At 75.2% G+C, this 17,689-nt stretch carries 14 protein-coding genes; 5 read left to right on the top strand and 9 right to left on the bottom strand.

All coding sequences use genetic code 11. From position 1 onward, the window contains the following. Positions 1-12: 12 nt before the first annotated feature. From JQN84_RS07410 to JQN84_RS07400, 3 genes are read right to left on the bottom strand one after another with little or no spacing between them, the layout of a single operon-like run. Complete coding sequence (locus tag JQN84_RS07410) at positions 13-1,461, bottom strand: pyridoxal phosphate-dependent decarboxylase family protein (RefSeq protein WP_204957658.1); 1,449 nt, start codon at positions 1,459-1,461, stop codon at positions 13-15. Further along, positions 1,458-3,017, bottom strand: a complete 1,560-nt coding sequence (locus JQN84_RS07405) for an MFS transporter (protein ID WP_204957657.1) — start codon at positions 3,015-3,017, stop codon at positions 1,458-1,460. The genes JQN84_RS07410 and JQN84_RS07405 overlap by 4 nt, the downstream gene beginning before the upstream one ends. 30 nt (positions 3,018-3,047) lie before the next feature. Beyond that, positions 3,048-3,362: an MGMT family protein gene (locus JQN84_RS07400; RefSeq protein WP_204957656.1), complete on the bottom strand. Its 315-nt coding sequence runs from the start codon at positions 3,360-3,362 to the stop codon at positions 3,048-3,050. A 13-nt stretch (positions 3,363-3,375) separates the two neighbouring features. Here JQN84_RS07400 and proB point away from each other — a divergent pair, with 13 nt between their 5' ends. Together proB and JQN84_RS07390 are read left to right on the top strand one after the other, a co-directional pair. Further along, positions 3,376-4,533, top strand: coding sequence for a glutamate 5-kinase (gene proB, locus JQN84_RS07395; RefSeq protein ID WP_204957655.1), 1,158 nt, complete (start codon positions 3,376-3,378; stop codon positions 4,531-4,533). A gap of 49 nt (positions 4,534-4,582) precedes the next feature. Further along, positions 4,583-5,824: a glutamate-5-semialdehyde dehydrogenase gene (locus tag JQN84_RS07390; protein WP_204957654.1), complete on the top strand. Its 1,242-nt coding sequence runs from the start codon at positions 4,583-4,585 to the stop codon at positions 5,822-5,824. A gap of 34 nt (positions 5,825-5,858) precedes the next feature. On the opposite strand, the gene JQN84_RS07385 is transcribed toward JQN84_RS07390, so the two are convergent. The 6 genes from JQN84_RS07385 to JQN84_RS32535 all read right to left on the bottom strand — a co-directional run bounded on the left by JQN84_RS07385 (position 5,859) and on the right by JQN84_RS32535 (position 14,561). Then, on the bottom strand, positions 5,859-6,800 hold the full coding sequence (locus JQN84_RS07385) for a prenyltransferase/squalene oxidase repeat-containing protein (RefSeq protein WP_204957653.1): 942 nt from the start codon (positions 6,798-6,800) through the stop codon (positions 5,859-5,861). Between the two features lie 93 nt (positions 6,801-6,893). After that, entirely contained in the window at positions 6,894-8,075 is a 1,182-nt protein-coding gene (gene moeZ, locus JQN84_RS07380) for an adenylyltransferase/sulfurtransferase MoeZ (protein WP_204957652.1), read from the bottom strand. Between the two features lie 111 nt (positions 8,076-8,186). After that, positions 8,187-9,107 (bottom strand): DUF3152 domain-containing protein, encoded by a 921-nt coding sequence (locus JQN84_RS07375; RefSeq protein WP_307821068.1) that lies wholly within the window; start codon positions 9,105-9,107, stop codon positions 8,187-8,189. Positions 9,108-9,230: 123 nt separating this feature from the next. Further along, positions 9,231-10,262, bottom strand: coding sequence for a DUF3152 domain-containing protein (locus tag JQN84_RS07370; protein WP_204957651.1), 1,032 nt, complete (start codon positions 10,260-10,262; stop codon positions 9,231-9,233). Between the two features lie 5 nt (positions 10,263-10,267). Then, on the bottom strand, positions 10,268-11,305 hold the full coding sequence (locus JQN84_RS07365) for an alpha/beta fold hydrolase (RefSeq protein ID WP_204957650.1): 1,038 nt from the start codon (positions 11,303-11,305) through the stop codon (positions 10,268-10,270). A 46-nt stretch (positions 11,306-11,351) separates the two neighbouring features. Next, complete coding sequence (locus tag JQN84_RS32535; RefSeq protein ID WP_372445947.1) at positions 11,352-14,561, bottom strand: hypothetical protein; 3,210 nt, start codon at positions 14,559-14,561, stop codon at positions 11,352-11,354. Between the two features lie 149 nt (positions 14,562-14,710). Here JQN84_RS32535 and JQN84_RS07355 point away from each other — a divergent pair, with 149 nt between their 5' ends. From JQN84_RS07355 to JQN84_RS07345, 3 genes are all read left to right on the top strand, one after another. After that, on the top strand, positions 14,711-15,349 hold the full coding sequence (locus tag JQN84_RS07355) for a TetR/AcrR family transcriptional regulator (RefSeq protein ID WP_204957649.1): 639 nt from the start codon (positions 14,711-14,713) through the stop codon (positions 15,347-15,349). 66 nt (positions 15,350-15,415) lie between these two features. Beyond that, the gene (locus JQN84_RS07350) at positions 15,416-15,643 is read left to right on the top strand and encodes a DUF3107 domain-containing protein (protein ID WP_088644741.1); all 228 of its coding nucleotides are present in this window, start codon (positions 15,416-15,418) and stop codon (positions 15,641-15,643) included. 294 nt (positions 15,644-15,937) lie between these two features. Further along, complete coding sequence (locus JQN84_RS07345; protein ID WP_204957648.1) at positions 15,938-17,656, top strand: DEAD/DEAH box helicase; 1,719 nt, start codon at positions 15,938-15,940, stop codon at positions 17,654-17,656. The last annotated feature ends 33 nt before the right edge of the window (positions 17,657-17,689 follow it).

The following is a 17,689-nucleotide window of genomic DNA, read 5'->3' as shown; positions in this document are numbered from 1 at the left end:
GGGACGCCCGGGTCACCAGGTGGGGCGTTGCAGCAGGCCGACGAACTCCACCAGCAGCCGTTCCCGCAGCGCGGCGGGGGCGGCGTCGAGCAGGGTGTTCACCACCGCCATCCGGTCCGGCGGTCCGGCACCGAGCCCCAGGCCGGCGGCGAGTCCACCGATCAGGTCCGGGGTGAGCGCCTCCGGGGTCAACGAGCCGGCCAGGGCGACCAGGTCGGCAGAGAGTTCGACCGGCCCGGCCTGACGGGCGGCGGCCACCGCGTCGGCCAGGTCCGGGCCGAATTCGGCCACCCGGGGGGCCACCGAGGCGGTCACCGTGAGGTGCACGCTGACGGGCAGGTCGGCGTACCGGAGCTGGGGCTGGGTGTGCCAGCCCCGGGCGGTCAGCTCGTCGACCAGGACGAACAGGTCGAGCGCCGGGTCGGTGCTGGTGAAGCAGACCACGGTGGCTTCGGGTTCGGCCATCAGCCGCAGCCCGTCGACCCCGCGGACGGCGGCGGCCAGGGTGCCGACCGCGTCCCGGGTGGTGGCGGCCAACCGCAGGTAGCCGTCGTCGCCGAGGTGCCGCAGCGTGGCGTACGCGGCGGCGATCGGGCCACCCGATCGGGTGGAGGCGAGCACCGGGTTGACCATGGTGTAGCCGGGCCAGTCGGCGTACGCGAAGTACTGCGGGGAGCGCAGCGTCGGGTCCCGGTGCAGCAGCACCGACACCCCCTTCGGGGCGTACGCGTACTTGTGCAGGTCGACGGAGATCGAGGTGACCCCGTCGACGGTGAAGTCGAACGGTGGCACCGGCACGCCGAGGCGACGCAGGTAGGGCAGGGTCCAGCCGCCGAAGCAGGCGTCCACGTGGCACCGCACCCCGGCCGCCGCCGCCACCTGCGCGATCCCGGCCACCGGGTCGACCACTCCGTGCGCGTACGACGGGGCGGAGCAGGCCACCAGCACCGTCTGCGGGCCGATCGCGGCGGCCATGTCCGCCACCGACGGGCGCAGCGTGACCGGGTCGACGGGAACCGTGTCCAGGCCGACCCGCAGCAGGTGGGCGGCCTTGGCGAAGGCGGCGTGCCCGCTGGCCGGCACCACGATCCGGGGTGCGGTCAGCTCCGGGCGGGCGTCCCGGGCGGCCTTGACGGCCAGGATCAGCGACTCGGTGCCGCCGCTGGTGACGCTGCCCACCACGTCCGGTGCGGCGCTGCCCGGCCCACCTCCGAGCAGCCCGCCGGCCGCCCCCACCAGCCAGTTCTCCATCGCCAACAGGGACGGGAAGGCGGTCGGATCGAGCCCGTTCACATGCGCGCTCTCCGCGTAGGCCGCCGCCCCCAACTCGTCGAGCCCCCCGACCCCCGGGTCATACACATAGGCGAACAACCGCCCCCCGTGCACCGGCCGATCCCCCACCCGCAACCGCCGAATCTCGTCCAGCACCCGCTCCGCAGGCACCCCGTTCTTGTCGATCATGGACTTGTGCTGGCCTTTCCGTGGGTTTTCGCGGCTTTCGTCCCCGCCACAACTCCATGATCGACGGGGTGGGAGGGGGGAGCGGGGGTGGGGGGAGGCGGGAGGGGGAGGTAGGGGTGGGGGCGGAGGAGGAGGGTGGCGGGGGCGATGAGGAGGGCGGGGAGGAGGGTGAAGCCTAGGAGGACACCTAGGCGGGCGGTGTCGGACTGCGCGGCGGCGGTGCCGGTGGCTGAGGAGACGTAGCCGGAGAGGGCCAGGACCAGGCCGTAGATGCCGGGGCCCAGGGCCAGGCCGAAGGTCTCCCCGGCGGTCCAGAGGCCGGTGAAGACGCCGGCCTGGCGGCGGCCGGTGCGCGCCGTGGAGGCGGCCACGCAGTCGGGGAGCAGGGCCAGCGCGAAGACCTGTTGGCCGGCGTACCCGACGCCGAGAAGCGCGACCACCGCGTAGACGACGACGGCGGGCAGCACCGGCGCGGCCACCAGGGCCGCCGCGCCGGCGGCCAGCAGCAGCGAGGCGGCCACCAGCGCGGTCTTCTTGCCCAGTCGCGCGCCGAGCCGGGTCCACAGCGGCATCACCAGCAGCGCCGGCCCGACGAAGCAGGCGAACAGCACGGTGGGCCCGGTGGTCGGGTCGTGCAGGATCTGGGCGGCGAAGTAGCTGACCCCGGCCAGGATGGTCGCCACCCCGGCGGACTGGATCACGAAGCAGAGCAGCAGCGCCCGGAACGGCCGGTCCGCGGCGACCACCGCGAGCTGGGCGCGCAGCGTCGGCTCGGTGGCGGTCACCGTGCCGGTCGCCGCAGCACGGGTGCCGAGGAACGCGCCGAGCGCGCCGAGCGCGATCAGCGCGGCGACGAACACCCCCATCCAGCGGTGCCCGGCCACCCCCTCGCCGCCGGCGGTCACCACCACCGGGGCCACCGCGCCGGAGATCAGGATGGCCAGCGCCAGCACCGCGACCCGCCAGCCCATCAGCCGGGTACGCTCCGCCGCGTCGTCGGTCAGCTCGGCGGGCATCGCCACGTACGGCACCTGGAAGAAGGCGAACGCGGTGGCGGTGGCGAGGAACGCGACGGCCACGTACGCCCCGGCGGCCGGCCCGACGCCGAAGGGCGCGGCGAAGATGGCGGCGAAGAGCACCGCCAGGGCGAGCCCGGCACCGAGCAGCCACGGTCGGCGCGGCCCCCAGCGGGAACGGGTGCGGTCGGAGATCCGTCCGGCGACCGGGTTGACCAGCACGTCCCACGCCTTGGGTAGCAGCACCAGCAGGGCGGCCAGCCCGGCGGCCACCCCGAGCGTGTCGGTCAGGTAGGGCAGCAGCAGCAACCCGGGCACGGTGCCGAACGCCCCGGTGGCCAACGAGCCGAGCGCGTAGCCGGCGTGCACCCGACGCGACAATCCGCCCCCGCCGGCACCAGCCGACCGGGGCGTCCCACCGGCCGACCCGGACGAACCGCTGGCCGACCCGGACAGCCCGGCGATCGACGCAGGCGGATCGCTCGCCGACCCGGGCGGACCGGCGGGTGGGGAGCCGGGCCCGGCCGGCGGCGCGTCCATCGGCCGAATGTTACTCACGTTACCGCCGGGTCACCGCCCCTCATCCGGCCACCATTTGGCGGCATCCAGATCCACCCCGGCCCCCCGCAACGGGCAGCCCTCGGCCCGCAGCAGGGCCCGTGCCCGCGCCTCGTGCCCGGGTGGCAGCCGACCCGCCGCGTTCACCACCCGGTACCAGGGGACCCCGCCACCGTGCCGGGCCATGATCGAGCCGACCAGCCGGGCCGAGGCCCGTCCGGACCGCTCGGCCAGGGCGTCGGCGATCGCCCCGTAGGACATCACCCGGCCCGGCGGAATCCGCTCGACCAGCGCGAGCACCGCCTCCACGTACTCCTCAGGCGTCACGACCGGCCAGGATATGGGAACGCGACGGGGTCCGCCGGCACCGACCGCGCAGAATGGGCGGGTGCGTGAAGCAGTCACCCAGGCCCGACGGATCGTCGTCAAGATCGGTTCGTCCTCGCTGACCACCGCGACCGGCGGCCTGGACGACGCCCGGGTGGACACCCTGGTGGACGCCCTCGCCGCGCTCGCCGCCGCCGGCCGCGAGGTGGTGCTGGTCTCCTCCGGGGCGATCGCCGCCGGGCTCGCCCCGCTCGGGCTCCCCCGCCGCCCGCGCGACCTGGCCACCCAGCAGGCCGCCGCCAGCGTCGGCCAGGGCCTGCTGATCGGCCGGTACGCGGCCGGTTTCGCCAGGCACCGGCTCACCGTCGGGCAGGTCCTGCTCACCGTCGACGACGTGACCCGACGGGCGCACTACCGCAACGCGTACCGCACCCTGCGCAAGCTGCTCGACCTGCGGGCGGTGCCGATCGTCAACGAGAACGACACGGTCGCCACCGAGGAGATCCGGTTCGGCGACAACGACCGGCTGGCCGCCTTGGTCGCCGCCCTGGTCGACGCCGACCTGCTGATGCTGCTCTCCGACGTCGACGCGCTCTGGACGGGCAACCCGACCCGCCCCGGCAGCACCCGGATCACCGAGGTACGCGGCGAGGCCGACCTGGCCGGCGTGGACATCGGCGGGGCCGGCCGGGCCGGAGTCGGCACCGGCGGCATGGTCACCAAGGTCGAGGCGGCCCGGATCGCCACCGGCTTCGGCATCCCGGTGGTGCTGACCGCCGCCCCGCTGGCCGGCGCCGCGCTGGCCGGGGAGCCGGTGGGCACGTTCTTCCACCCGGCCCGGCGACGCCCGGCGGCCCGGCTGTTCTGGCTGGCGCACGCCACCGCCCCCCGGGGCCGGCTGCACCTGGACCCGGGCGCGGTGCAGGCCGTGGTGGGCCGGCGCAAGTCGCTGCTGCCGGCCGGGATCACCGCCGTGGACGGCACGTTCACCGCAGGCGACCCGGTGGACCTGGTCGACGTCGACGGGGCGTCGGTGGCCCGGGGCCTGGTCAACTACGACGCGGTGGAGCTGCCCGGACTGCTCGGCCGCTCCACCGGAGAACTCGCCGCGGCACTCGGCCCGGCGTACGAACGTGAGGTCGTCCACCGCGACGACCTGGTGCTGCTGTGACGTCAGGCGTCCCCGCGCGGGCGCTTCCGAAGATCCGAAGGAGTACGCAATGAGCGTCGTCGAGCAGGCCCGGCGGGCCCGGGACGCGGCGGAGGCCCTCGCCGTGGCCACCCGTACGGTCAAGGATGCCGCGCTGCACGCGATGGCCGACGCGCTGGTGACGCGTACGCCGGAGATCCTCACCGCGAACGCGGCGGACCTGGCGGCCGGGCGGGAGGCCGGGCTGAGCGCGGCCGTGCTGGACCGGCTCGCCCTCGACGCGGGCCGGGTGGCCGGCATCGCCGACGCGCTGCGCGAGATGGCCGCGCTGCCCGACCCGGTGGGCGAGGTGGTCCGGGGTTCGACCCTGCCCAACGGGCTGGAGCTGCGGCAGGTACGGGTGCCGTTCGGGGTGGTCGGGATCATCTACGAGGCGCGGCCGAACGTGACCGTGGACGCGGCCGGCATCTGCCTGAAGTCCGGCAACGCGGCGCTGCTGCGCGGGTCGTCCTCGGCGGCGCACTCCAACGCGGCGCTGGTGGCGGTGCTGCGCGACGCGGTCGCCGGGGCGGGCCTGCCCGCCGACGCGGTGCAGTTGCTCGACGCCGGCTCCCGGGACTCGGTCAAGGAGCTGATGCGGGCCCGGGGCCTGGTCGACGTGTTGATCCCGCGCGGCGGCGCGTCGCTGATCCGCACCGTGGTCGAGGAGTCGACGGTGCCGGTGATCGAGACCGGGGTGGGCAACTGCCACGTCTACGTCGACGCCGCCGCCGACCAGGCCAAGGCGGTGGCGATCGCCCTGAACGCCAAGACCCAGCGCCTGTCCACCTGCAACACGGCCGAGTCGCTGCTGGTGCACGCCGACGTCGCCGACGCGTTCCTGCCGGCGGTGCTGGCCGCGTTCGCCGAGGCCGGGGTGACCGTGCACGGCTCCCCCGAGGTCGCCGCGTACTCGCCCGCCGTGGTGCCGGCCACCGACGAGGACTTCGCCACCGAATACCTCAGCGCCGACATCTCCGTCGCCGTGGTCGACTCGCTCGACGCGGCGGTCGCGCACATCCGCCGCTACGGCACCGGGCACACCGAGGCGATCGTCACCGACTCGCAGGCCGCCGCCCGGGAGTTCGTGGCCCGGGTGGACGCGGCGGCGGTGATGGTGAACGCCTCCACCCGGTTCACCGACGGCGGCGAGTTCGGCTTCGGCGCGGAGATCGGCATCTCCACCCAGAAGCTGCATGCCCGGGGCCCGATGGGGCTGCCCGAGCTGACCTCCACCAAGTACGTGGTGACCGGCGACGGTCACCTGCGCTGAGCCGCCCGGCCCCCGCCACGCCCCGGGGCCGGGGTCACCAGGTGCCGGGCTCGTCGTCCGTCGGCGGTGGGACCGGCCGGACCCGGCGCACGACAGGTGAGCCGGGTGGCGTCACCGGCGAGCCCATCGGGGCGAGTGGGAGGACCGGTCCGATCGGGCGGCAGGCACGGATCGCGGTGAGCGTGGTGTGCACGTCGAACTGGTGGCCGTCGTCGCTGTCCCAGCCGCCGTCGCTGCGTTGGGTCTCGGCGAGCCGCTTGCGGGCCGACACCAGCACCCACTGCTCCTCGCCCACCTCGACCCGGCGCAGCGTGGCCGCCAGCGCGGCGGTGTCGGCCGGGGAGAGCTGCGGCATCCGCTCGGCCAGCACCGCCTGGATCCGGGCCGACTCGTAGTAGAGCTGCTGGCGGTGCAGCACGGCCGCGCTCAACCAGCCGGCGGCCAGGAACGACGGCCAGCTGCCGTCCGCGGCGAGCTGCCCGGCCAGGGCCTGCGCCGCCGCCTGCACCACCCCGGCGTACGCGCCGCCGACGCGGTGGTCCAGCGGGCCGGCGGCACGGGCGTCCCGACCGGCGACGCTGAGCCAGAACGCGGCGTTGGCGGAGAGGTAGAGCCGGGCCTCCGGGTCGCCCGGGGTGGCCCACTCGGGGGCGCTGCCGGCCAGCCTCGGGTCCTCGTCCCAGCCGCCGTCGGGCAGTTGCCGGGCGGCCAGCCAGTCCAGGGCGTGCCGGGCCGCCGGCCGGCCGAGCGCGCCGAGGTCGTCCAGCTCGGCGAGACGGAAGCAGGTGGCGTCGATGGAGGGCACGTCACCGCCGAGCATGGCCGGCCAGCCACCGTCGGGGGTCTGCCCGACCTCGGCCGCGTCGAGCAGGTCGGGGGGCACCGGCGCACCGGTGCGCAGCCGGGACAGTCGGGCGCGGTCCACCGCGTCGCCGTGCGCCACGACGAAGCCGACCGCGGCATCCAAGTCCACCACGGCGCTGACGCTACCGGCGCGAACGCGATCCCGCCTCGGGGAATCGGTCGAGGCCGGGGGCGGTTCGGCACCGCCCCACGGCCCCGGCCCAGGTCAGTACGCGGGCAGTGAGGGATCGATCTGCTTGATCCAGGAGAGCACCCCGCCCTGGACGTGCACCGCGTCGCGGAACCCGGCCGCCTTCAGCGCGGCGAGCGCCTCGGCCGAGCGGACCCCGGACTTGCAGTGCAGCACCACCTGCTTGTCCTGCGGGAGCTTCGCCAACGCCTCACCCGAGATGATCTCGCCCTTGGGGATCAGGGTGGAGCCGGGGATCCGGACGATCTCGTACTCGGCGGGCTCCCGGACGTCGACCAGGAAGATGTCCTTGCCGGCGTCCTGCCACTCCTTGAGCTCGGTGGCGGTGATGGTCGAGTCGACGATCGCCTCCTGGGCCGCCTCCGAGACCGCGCCGCAGAAGTCCTCGTAGTCCTCCAGCAGGTCGGTGACCGTGGGGTTCTCCCCGCAGAGCACGCAGTTCGGGTCCTTGCGGATCTTGATCTTGCGGTATTCCATCTCCAGTGCGTCGTAGACCATCAGCCGGCCGACCAGCGGCTCGCCGACCCCGGCGAGCAGCTTGATCGCCTCGTTGACCTGGATCGACCCGATCGAGGCGCAGAGCACGCCGAGCACGCCGCCCTCGGCGCAGGACGGCACCATGCCGGGCGGCGGGGGCTCCGGGTAGAGGCAGCGGTAGCAGGGGCCGTGCTCGGCCCAGAAGACCGACGCCTGGCCGTCGAACCGGTAGATCGACCCCCAGACGTACGGCTTGCCGAGCAGCACCGCCGCGTCGTTGACCATGTACCGGGTGGCGAAGTTGTCGGTACCATCGACGATCAGGTCGTACTGGGCGAAGATCTCCCGGACGTTCTCCCGGTCCAGGGCGGTGTTGTGGATCTCCACCTGGACCAGCGGGTTGATCTCGCGGATCGACGCGGCGGCGGACTCGGCCTTGGACCGGCCGATGTCGGAGACGCCGTGGATGATCTGGCGCTGGAGGTTGGACTCGTCGACGGTGTCGAAGTCGATGATGCCGAGCGTCCCGACCCCGGCGGCGGCCAGGTACATCAGAGCCGGCGAGCCGAGGCCACCGGCACCCACACAGAGCACCCGGGCGTTCTTCAACCGCTTCTGCCCCTCGACCCCCACATCGGGGATGATCAGGTGACGGGAGTAGCGACGGATCTCGTCAACGGTCAGCTCGGCGGCGGGTTCGACGAGCGGGGGCAACGACACGGTGGACTCCCCGGTGATCGGCTGATGGCGAACCGAGCCATTGTTGCTCGACCGGCCACCCTTCGGCCATGAGCAGTGACACCCCGTCCGACATACGGGAGCGGGAATATCTCAACTGCCGGGTACGAGATCGCCCGCGTACAACGAGCCGTCGACGTACGGCCAGGCGTTCGCCACGCAGCCGTCCAGCCCGTACGTCTGCTGCTGCATGACCGGGGCCGGCTCGCCGGGGCCGGGGCAGGCCTGGTGTTCCTCGCCGAGTTCGTGCCCCACCTCGTGGTTGACCACGTACGTCCGGTAGACCGACAGCGGCGCCCCGTAGTCCGGCACCGCCTCCATCCAGCGGGCCAGGTTGATGACCACCCGACCGGGCAGCCGGCAGGAGGTGTAGCCCTCGGTGTCCAGCCCACCCTCGGCGCACATCCGCTCGGAGGTGGCCGGGGTGGCGAGATAGATGGTGAAGTCGGCGGCGGCGACCTCCGGCACCCGCTGGAACCGCAGTTCGCCCGAGCGGATCCAGCTGTTCGGATCGCCGAGCGTCGCGTCGACGGCGGCGGCGAACGCGGCCACGTCCTGCCCGGTTTCCTGCTCCACCTCGATCCGGTAGCGGTGCAACGGCCCGTCGAAGCCGTACACCTCGGAGCGGCCGTCGGCGGCGGTGAAGCGGCCGGGTCCGCTGCGCGGGTAGGCGACGGTGGTCCGTTCCGCGCGTACCCCGTCGGGCAGCCGGCCGCCGCCGGACCCGTCGGCCACCCGCCCGGCGACCTGCTCGGGGCGGCTCGGGCCGCGCTCCGGGTGGAGGGTGACGAACCCGCCCACGCCCGCGCCGAGCAGGGCCAGGCCGAGCAGGGCGGCCCGTCGACGACGCCGGCGCATCCGCCGGCTGCGGCGCGGCCCGACGCCCGGCTCGCCGTGCCACCATGCGGCGCGCGGGTCGGCGTGACGCGGGCCGGCCCGGTACGGGTCGGTGTGACGCCGGTCGGGCCGGCCGGAGTCCGGCGGCTCCGGGCGCTCGGCGGACTCGGTGCTCACCCGGCCAGCATGGCAGACTAATCGGGCATAAACCTGCTATTGCCGCAAACTACGAGAACATGTTTCACTTCTCCGGTAACCGTCCGACAGCCGGCACCAGGCCCGGACACCCCCACCGGGAGCTCAGAGCGCCGGGCCGGCATACCGGCGACCGTCCAGGTACGGCCACGGGTTCGCGGTGCAGCCCCGCAGGAACAGCGACTGCTGCTGCATCACCGGCGCCGGCCGACCCGCCCCCGGACACCCCTCGTGGCGGTGCCCCAACTGATGCCCCACCTCGTGGTTCACCACGTACGTCCGGTAGACCGACAGCGGCACCCCGGCCCGGACGAAGTGCGGCACCGACGTCCGCCACCGGTCCAGGTTGATGATCACCTTCCCCGGCGCGCGGCACGACGTGTACGGCACGCCACCGACCCTGATGTCCACACCCCCGGCCCGGCACAGCCGCCCCGCCGTGCCGCGGGTCGCCAACTGCACGGTGAAGTCGGCAGACGCGTTCCCCGGCACCCGGCGCAGCCGCAACCGGCCGCCGTCCACCCAACTCCCCGGCCCGGCCAGGGCCGCCTGCACCTGGTCCGAGAAGGCACGCACGTCCTCGCCGGAGCCGTCCTCCACGGCCACCCGGTAGCGCCGCAGGCCGCCCGACCGGCCCAGCGTCGCCCCCGCCCGGTCGTCGTAGCGGAAGGTGCCCCGGCCCGTCGCCGGCACCGGGCCCGACAGCGCCAACGGCGGCACGGTCCCCGCCGGGACCACGGCACCGGCCGGTGCCGGCCGGGCCGACCCGACCCCGCCCGGCGCACCGACCGGCCCGGCCCCGACGACCGGCCCGCCGCGACCGAACGGCCCGCCCGCACCGGACGCTGCCCCGGCACCGAACGCCCCGGTGGCACCGGGCGATCCGGCGGTCACACCGGACGCGGGTACGCCGGGCAGGCCGGCCGGGCCCGGCGCGTAACCGTTCGGGCCGCCCGGTGTCGTCGCCGGACCGGCGACGGGCCGGCCGGCAGCCGGCGGCGGGGTGGCGACGGCCAGCCCGCCGGAGGTCACCACCAGCAGCAGGACCACCAGCGCGGTCGGACGCCAGCGGGCGGTGCCGGACGCCGGCCGTGGGAGGAGGATCGGACGCGGGTCACGGGAGGGGAGCGCAGACATCCGGGTCAGGATGCCATGCCGGGAAGCCACCTTCCGTCATCACCGGACCCCGGCGCGTCATCACCGGGCAGGGTCGCGGGACGCTGCGCCGACGGGCCCGGCGTCGACTCGGCGAGCAGGTGCAGCACCGCGCGGGCCACCGTACGCGGCACCTCCAACTGCGCCACGTGCCCGACGCCGGCCAGCATCATCAGCCGGCTGTCCGGGATGACCCGGGCCGTCTGCGGGGCCACCCGCACGTCCACCAACCGGTCCTTCATCCCCCCGACCACCAGCGTGGGCGCCCCGATGCCGGCGGCGATCCGCCACAGCGACTCCGGCCCCGGCAGGTACGACCGCAGGAAACTGGCCACCAGCCCCCGGAACGTGCGCACGTACGCGGCGGCGTAGTGGGGCGCGTCGTAGCGGACCCGGATCTCCTCCAACGCCTCCTGCCGGCGCTGCTCGCTGATCCGGCTCAGGTCGGCCACGCACGCCTCCATCGCCTGCTGGGCCATCACCTCCGGGGCGAGCTGGGCGAGCCGCCAGGCGGCCAGCCGCTCTCCGCGCGGAATGGCCAGCAGCGGCAGCATCCGCCCCTGCAACGAGCGGCCGAAGTTCAGGAACGGCAGCGCCGGGGAGATCAGCGTCAGGGTGCGCACCAGGTCCGGCCGGCGACCGGCGACGTACACCGAGACGGCGCCGCCCAGCGAGTTGCCGAACAGGTGCACCGGCCCCCGGCCGGAGTGCTCGATCCAGCGCACCACCCGGTCGGCGAAGGCCGGGATCGTGTACCGCAGCCCCGGCTCGCTACGCCCGAAGCCCGGCAGATCGATCGCCTGCCCGTCGAGGCGCTCGGCGAGCAGACCGGCGAGGTCCGTCCAGTTCTGCGACGAACCGCCCAACCCGTGCACGTACAGCGCCGGTTCCGCGTCCGGGCCGGTGGCCGGGGTGTCCCGGACGTAGGTGACCGTGCCGTCGAGGCGTACCGGCCGGCCGGGCCAGGGCGGGGGCAGCCGGTGCGGGGGCAGGTGCTCCTCGGGCCAGAGGGCGGCGCGTTTCATGCCGCCAAGTGTTCCCGTTCCGGCCCCGTACCGACAATGTGGCCGGTCAGGCCAGCAGCGCTTCGAGGCGACGGTTGACCGCCGCCAGGGTCGCCCGCACCACCGCCTGGCGTGGGTCCCCGGAGACCAACGCCGACCCGGCCAACTGCTCCACCCAGCCGTCGCAGACCAGCAGCACCACCACGGTCGCCACCTCGCAGTTGCCGAACGGCACCACGGCGGCGTGCTCGACGAAGCACCGCCCCCGTTCGGCGGTGCGCTCGGCGTGCCGCAGCAACTCGTCCACCGCCGCGGCGGCGGCCACCGCGCACAGCCGCAGGACGTACCCGTCCACGGCCGGCCCGGTGGCGTGCCCGGCGGCCGGCTCACCGGCGGTGAGCAGGCGTACCTCGACGTTGGCGTCCAGGCCGAAGGTGCTCACCTGGACGTGGTCGATGACCACCCGGGGCCCCGGCACGCCGCCGGTGTCCAGCGGTCGCGAGGGCGCGGTCTCCGTCGTGGTCATCTGCCCGCCCGAGTACGACGCGTTGAGCGTCGCCGGGCTGCCGGTGGGCGGCAGCGCGCCCGGGAGGGTCTCCTCCACGCTGGCCCGTCCCCGGTGCGGGGTCGACTGTCGGCGTCGCCGGGGCACCCCCGACGCCGTCGGTGACTGCTCGGCCGGCGGGTCCTCGGCGTCGCGGGCCGGGCCGCCGGTCGCCGCGTCGGCGCGTACCCCGGTGGCCTGTCGCTCCACGGCGGGCCGGGCGGCCGGGGGCTCCGCCGCCGACCGGGCCGGGTCACCTGCCGGCCGTTCCGCCGAGGTCGGCAGGCCGGCGGCCGGCTCGACCACGCGGGGTTCACCGGTACGGCGGCGCATCGGCGGCGGCACCGCGGCGCTGGGCTCACCGGACAGGCTCTGCGGTGCGGCGGCGAGCCCCATCCGTTCCTGGAGCAGGCGGGCCACCAGCCGGCTCACCTCCGCCGGGTCAGCCCCGTCGGACAGGTCGAGCCGCAGGCTGTGCGCCCCGGCCGGGGTACGCCGCAACGCCGCGTCGCGGACCCCGGCCACCTCACGTACGGCGTCCAGGATCGCGTTGACGTCGAAGCCCTCGGGGCGTTCCCGCAGCGGCGCCGGCTCGTCGTCGCGGCGCAGGTGGGTGGCGATCCGGGCGAGTTCCGGGGTCTCGGCGGGGGGCTCCACGGCTGGCGGCTCCGGCACGACGGGCACGTCCGGTTCGGCGGGGACGCGCTGCGGCAGCACCGCCGTGCCCCGGTCCGGTCTCCGTCCGTCCACCACCGGCTCGGTCGTGGTCAGCGGATCGGGCGCGGATCGGCGGGCCGCGTAGGGGGGTGCGCTCGTCGGGGCGGGCGCTGCGGGGATCTGGTCCAGCCGGCGTGGCCCGCTCGTGGCGGGGGCACCGGCGGTCGGGAGGGGCTCCGGCGGGTGGCCGGGCAGGTCGGTGGCGGTGGCCGGCTCGGTCGGCACCGACCGGAGCCGGAACGGCTGGTCGGCGCGGCCGGCCGGGGAGGTCGCCGGGCGGGGCGACGGTTCGTCGCGCGGGAGCCGGAACGGCTGCTCGGCGCGGACGGCGGCCGGCAGCGGGGCGGCCCGGTCCTGGCGCAGGCCGGTGGGCTCGTCGCGGGTCAGCGGCACCACGCCCGGCTCGTCGCGGGCGGCGGGCTCGTCCCGGGGCGACGGCGGCGGAACGACAGGCACCTCCCGCGGGGGCGGGGGCACCTCGGTGGGTCTCCCCGTCGACCATCCGGGCCGCTCGGCCGGGTGCAGTCGTTGCAGTGCAGGCGGCTCGGCCGGATGCAGCCGTTGCGGCACGGGCGGCTCGGCAGGCGACCGGTCCCGCTCGCCGGGACCGGGCCAGTTGCGCCCGGCCGGGTCCGACCAGTCCCGCTCGGACCGGTCGGCCCAGTCCCGCCCGGCGGGGTCGGACCAGTCCCGCTCCGGTCGGGTGCCCCGCTCGGACCAGTCCGGACCGGCACGGTCGGCACGGTCCCGCTCGGCGCGATCGGCGGGCTCGTGCCGCTCCGGCCGGTCGGCGCGCTCGGACCAGTCCGGTACGGGGTACTCCCCGCTCCGCCCGGCCCAGGCTCGCTCGGGGTGGTCGATGCCCGGGGTTACCGGGGCGACCCGCTCGGCGGCCGGCCGTTCCCGCCCGGACCGCTCGGCGGTGGGCTCCGGCAGGGCCGGTGGGGTGGCCGGTTCGGTTCGGGTCAGCTCGTACGGGCGGGGCACCTCCGAGCGCACCGGCTCGTACGGGCGGGCGGGCTCGGCGCGCACCGGCTGGTACGGCCGGGCCGGTTCGGCGCGCACCGGCTCGTACGGGCGGGCGGCCTCGGCCGACCACTCGGCCGCGCGTTCGGCACGGGTACGTCGGCCGACTGGTGGTTCCTCGTCCCGCGACCAGGAGGGGCCCCAGGTCCCGCCCCAGCTCGGGCGGTTCCAGCTCGGTCCGGACCAGTCCGGCTCGTCCGGCCCGGCGGTCGCCCGGCGCTCGCCGGACAGCGGCTCCCCGGCACCGCGCGCACCGACGCCCCGCTGGTCCGTCCCGGACGGCCCGGTGTCGGCGGTGGGCTCGGGGCGGTCGGCCCCGCGTGGCCCGTCAGGCGCGGAGAAGCGGTCGCGGGGGTCGTCGCCCGGGGAACCGGTGCCGCCCCGCTCGGGCGCGTGGAAGCCGGGGGGCACCTCGAAGCCGGAGGCGGCGGTGCCCACCGGGGGGACCTGCACGGCCGGTGGGGCCGAGGTGGGCAGGTCGCCTGCGGGCCGGTGGGCCGGCCGGGGTGCGGCGGGATCGTCCGAGGAATGCCGGGCGGCCTCCGGGTCGTGCTGCGGCCCGGCCGGGGAGGCCGGCCGGGGGGCCGGCACGACCAGCCGGTCACCGTCGGTGACCCGGGGGTCGGCGGGGTGGCCCGGCCCGCCGGGCGGGGCGCTCACCGGGCGCCGCAGCGGCGCCGGGAAATCCGGTGCCGAGTCGTGACCATTGCGGTGGACCCGACCGTTACGCGGGGACTCCTCGTCTGTCGACGGGGCGGCGAACGGCGCAGGTAGATCACCGTGCCGGGACGGCTGACCACCCCAGCCGCCGGCGGGGTCGGGCCGGTTCCACGGCGACCCGGTCTCCCGGTAACCCGGGGCGTCGACGCCGCCGGACCACCCGGTCGCAGGTGCCCACCCACTGGCGGAGCGGGCCAGGTCGTCGTGCTGACCCGTCCCGTCGCCGTGCTCTCCCGGGGTGGCGGCACCGGGTTGCCCTGATTCACTCACCGCGCGCTCCTTGGTCGCCCCCGCTGAGGCTACCGTGTGGTGACAGTGGCGATAAGTTACAGCGGCGGGCCAATTCCGGGGCCGGGGTGAGTGCCCTGACCGGTACGGGGTAAAAGTGCCGGCTGGAATGACGAAACTCGGAGGTTCCCATGACCGCTGTGGGGAACGGTGCGCAGACTGCCGGCCGGCCCACCCGGCTGCCCCGTTCAGCACGCCGTAAGCAGCTACTCGCGGCGGCTCAGGAGGTGTTCGTGGCGCAGGGGTACCACGCCGCCGCGATGGACGACATCGCCGAGCGGGCCGGGGTTTCCAAGCCCGTGCTGTACCAGCACTTCCCGGGAAAGATGGATCTGTATCTGGCGCTGCTCGACACGCACTGTGACGCCATCGTCGCCAAGGTGCACGAAGCGATGCGCGGCACGAACGACAACAAGGAGCGGGTCGGCGCTTCGGTGCGCGCGTACTTCGACTTCGTCGACCACGAGAGCGAGGCGTTCCGACTCGTCTTCGAATCCGACCTGCGCAACGACCCGGCCGTGCGGCAGCGGGTCGAGCGGGTGGAGCAGGGCTGTATCGCGGCGATCACCGACACCATCATCTCGGACACCGGGGTCAGCCGGGCGCACGCCGAGCTGCTCGCCTCCGGCCTGGTCGGCGCGGCCGAGACGGCCGCCCAGTTCTGGCTGGCCGGCGGCCGGCAGGTGCCGAAGGCCGAGGCGGAGGCGCTGGTCGCGGCGTTGTCCTGGCGGGGTATCGCGAGCTTCCCGCTCCAGGGTGAGTCGGCCTGAACATCCGGCTCCGAGATCGGATAGCCTTCCCAACGGCGGCTATCTCGCCCACCTGAGGAGGCACACGTGGAGGTCAAGATCGGCGTGCAGTACGCGCCGCGCGAGCTGGTTCTGGAGAGCGCGCAGTCGCCGGCCGAGATCGAGCAGATCGTGACCGACGCCTTCGCCAAGGCGGAGGGGACGCTCTCCCTGACCGACGAGAAGGGTCGACGGGTCATCGTGCCGGTCACCAAGGTCGCCTACGTCGAGATCGCCGAGGCGTCCGCCCGCGCGGTCGGTTTCACCGTTCGCTGAACCGGTCCGACCCTGCGGCGGGCACGGCCCGCCGCAGGGCGACCCGGTGACGCGGGTCACATTTTTCACCCCTGCCGAAAAGCCGGCCATCCAGGTCAGGGGCGTGTACCCACCCGCTCGGGTAGGATGAGGTAGTTGCCGTGGGCGCCGATCTGATCGAAGTCCTGCCCACGGCGCGCGTGCGGCCCGGTCTGACACGGCGATTTTCCGCCGCCGATCGCGTGGCCCGCGCCATACCGACCGCGCCCTGAGGACACCACGGGGCGCACCACGAGAGGGCACCCCCAGATCCAGATGAGCGAACAGATTCTCGACCAGCTGGAGGGCCAGGAACTGGCCCCCACCGCCCCGGTCCGCCCGGAGGCCCCCACGTTCGCCGCGCTCGGCGCGCGGCCCGAGACCGTCGAGGCCCTGGCTGCGGCGGGCATCACGCGCGCCTTCGCGATCCAGGAGTACGCGCTGCCGATCGCCCTGCGCGGCACCGACCTGATCGGTCAGGCACCCACCGGCACCGGCAAGACCCTCGGGTTCGGCGTCCCGCTGCTGGAGCGGGTCTTCGCCCCGGCCGAGGGCAGCGACGGCGTGCCGCAGGCCCTGGTCGTCGTACCCACCCGCGAGCTGGGCATCCAGGTCGCCAAGGACCTGGCCGCCGCCGGCCGTACCCGGGGCGTCCGGGTGCTGCCGATCTACGGCGGGGTGGCGTACGAGCCGCAGATCGACGCGCTGCGCAAGGGCGTGGAGATCCTGGTCGGCACCCCGGGCCGGCTGATGGACCTGCAGAAGCAGAAGCACCTGCGGCTGGACCGGGTCCGCGCGCTGGTGCTCGACGAGGCCGACCGGATGCTCGACCTGGGCTTCCTCGACGACGTCGAGAAGATCCTGGCGATGCTGCCGGAGGACCGGCAGACCATGCTCTTCTCGGCGACCATGCCGGACCCGATCGTCACCCTCTCCCGGCGGTTCCTGCGCCGGCCGGTGACGATCCACGCCGGGCACACCGCCGAAACCGGCCCGTCCCCGCAGACCCAGCAGCTGGCCTACCGCACCCACTCGATGAACAAGATCGAGATCGTGGCGCGTATCCTCCAGGCCGAGGGGCGCGGGCTGACCATGATCTTCACCCGGACCAAGCGGGCCGCCGACCGGGTCGCCGAGGACCTCGACTTCCGGGGCTTCGCGGTGGCCGCGGTGCACGGTGACCTGGGCCAGGGTGCGCGGGAACGGGCGCTGCGCGCGTTCCGGGCCGGCAAGATCGACACCCTGGTCGCCACCGACGTGGCCGCCCGGGGCATCGACGTGAGCGGCGTCACCCACGTCATCAACTACGACTGCCCCGAGGACCAGGACACCTACACCCACCGGATCGGTCGTACCGGCCGGGCCGGGGCGACCGGGGTCGCGGTCACCTTCGTCGACTGGGACGACATGCCCCGGTGGCGGATCATCGACAAGACGCTCGGGCTCGACATGCCGGAGCCGCCGGAGACCTACCACACCTCCCCGCACCTCTACACCGACCTGGACATCTCGCCGGAGATGACCGGCACCCTGCCGACCGCCGAGCGGACCCGCGCCGGGCTCTCCGCCGAGGTCGAGGAGGACCTGGGTGGCCGGTCCCGCCGGGGCGAGAGCGGTGGCCGGGGCGGCCGGCGCGGCGAGGGCCGGGGACGCGGCGAGAGCAGCGGCCGGGGCGGCGGACGCGGTGACCGGCGTCGGGCCCGCCCCGACTCCGACGCGCCGGATGCCACCGGAACGCCCGTGGAGGCCGCCGAGGAAGGCCCGCGTACCCCCCGCAGCCGGCGTCGCCGCCGGGCCGGCGAGGTGGTCGGGGGCGAGCCGACCACGGTGACCACCGGCGGGTCCACCGACACCGCCACCGGCCCGACCGGCGAGCCCGCCGTCGCCGCCGGGTCGGCCACCGAGGGTGAGCCGGGCCGGCCGCGTCGCCGCCGTCGCCGGCGCGGTGGTGGCGGCTCCGGCGCGGACGCGCCGGCCGAGGCCACCGCCGACTGACCCGACAGCACCGCCGACATCCCCCGGCCGTCC

This window comes from Micromonospora humidisoli, assembly GCF_016900955.1.
In the GTDB taxonomy this organism is placed as follows: domain Bacteria; phylum Actinomycetota; class Actinomycetes; order Mycobacteriales; family Micromonosporaceae; genus Micromonospora; species Micromonospora wenchangensis.
The sequence above is the reverse complement of the archived record's forward strand: the minus strand, read 5'-3'. Positions and strand labels throughout refer to the sequence as shown.

What these genes read in the sequence shown, in the direction of transcription:
- JQN84_RS07410 (WP_204957658.1), bottom strand. Translation starts at nt 1,461, where the DNA reads ATGATCGACAAGAACGGGGTGCCTGCGGAGCGGGTGCTGGACGAGATT.
- JQN84_RS07405 (WP_204957657.1), bottom strand. Translation starts at nt 3,017, where the DNA reads ATGGACGCGCCGCCGGCCGGGCCCGGCTCCCCACCCGCCGGTCCGCCC.
- proB (WP_204957655.1), top strand. Translation starts at nt 3,376, where the DNA reads ATGGGAACGCGACGGGGTCCGCCGGCACCGACCGCGCAGAATGGGCGG.
- JQN84_RS07390 (WP_204957654.1), top strand. Translation starts at nt 4,583, where the DNA reads ATGAGCGTCGTCGAGCAGGCCCGGCGGGCCCGGGACGCGGCGGAGGCC.
- JQN84_RS07370 (WP_204957651.1), bottom strand. Translation starts at nt 10,262, where the DNA reads ATGTCTGCGCTCCCCTCCCGTGACCCGCGTCCGATCCTCCTCCCACGG.
- JQN84_RS07365 (WP_204957650.1), bottom strand. Translation starts at nt 11,305, where the DNA reads ATGAAACGCGCCGCCCTCTGGCCCGAGGAGCACCTGCCCCCGCACCGG.
- JQN84_RS07355 (WP_204957649.1), top strand. Translation starts at nt 14,711, where the DNA reads ATGACCGCTGTGGGGAACGGTGCGCAGACTGCCGGCCGGCCCACCCGG.
- JQN84_RS07345 (WP_204957648.1), top strand. Translation starts at nt 15,938, where the DNA reads ATGAGCGAACAGATTCTCGACCAGCTGGAGGGCCAGGAACTGGCCCCC.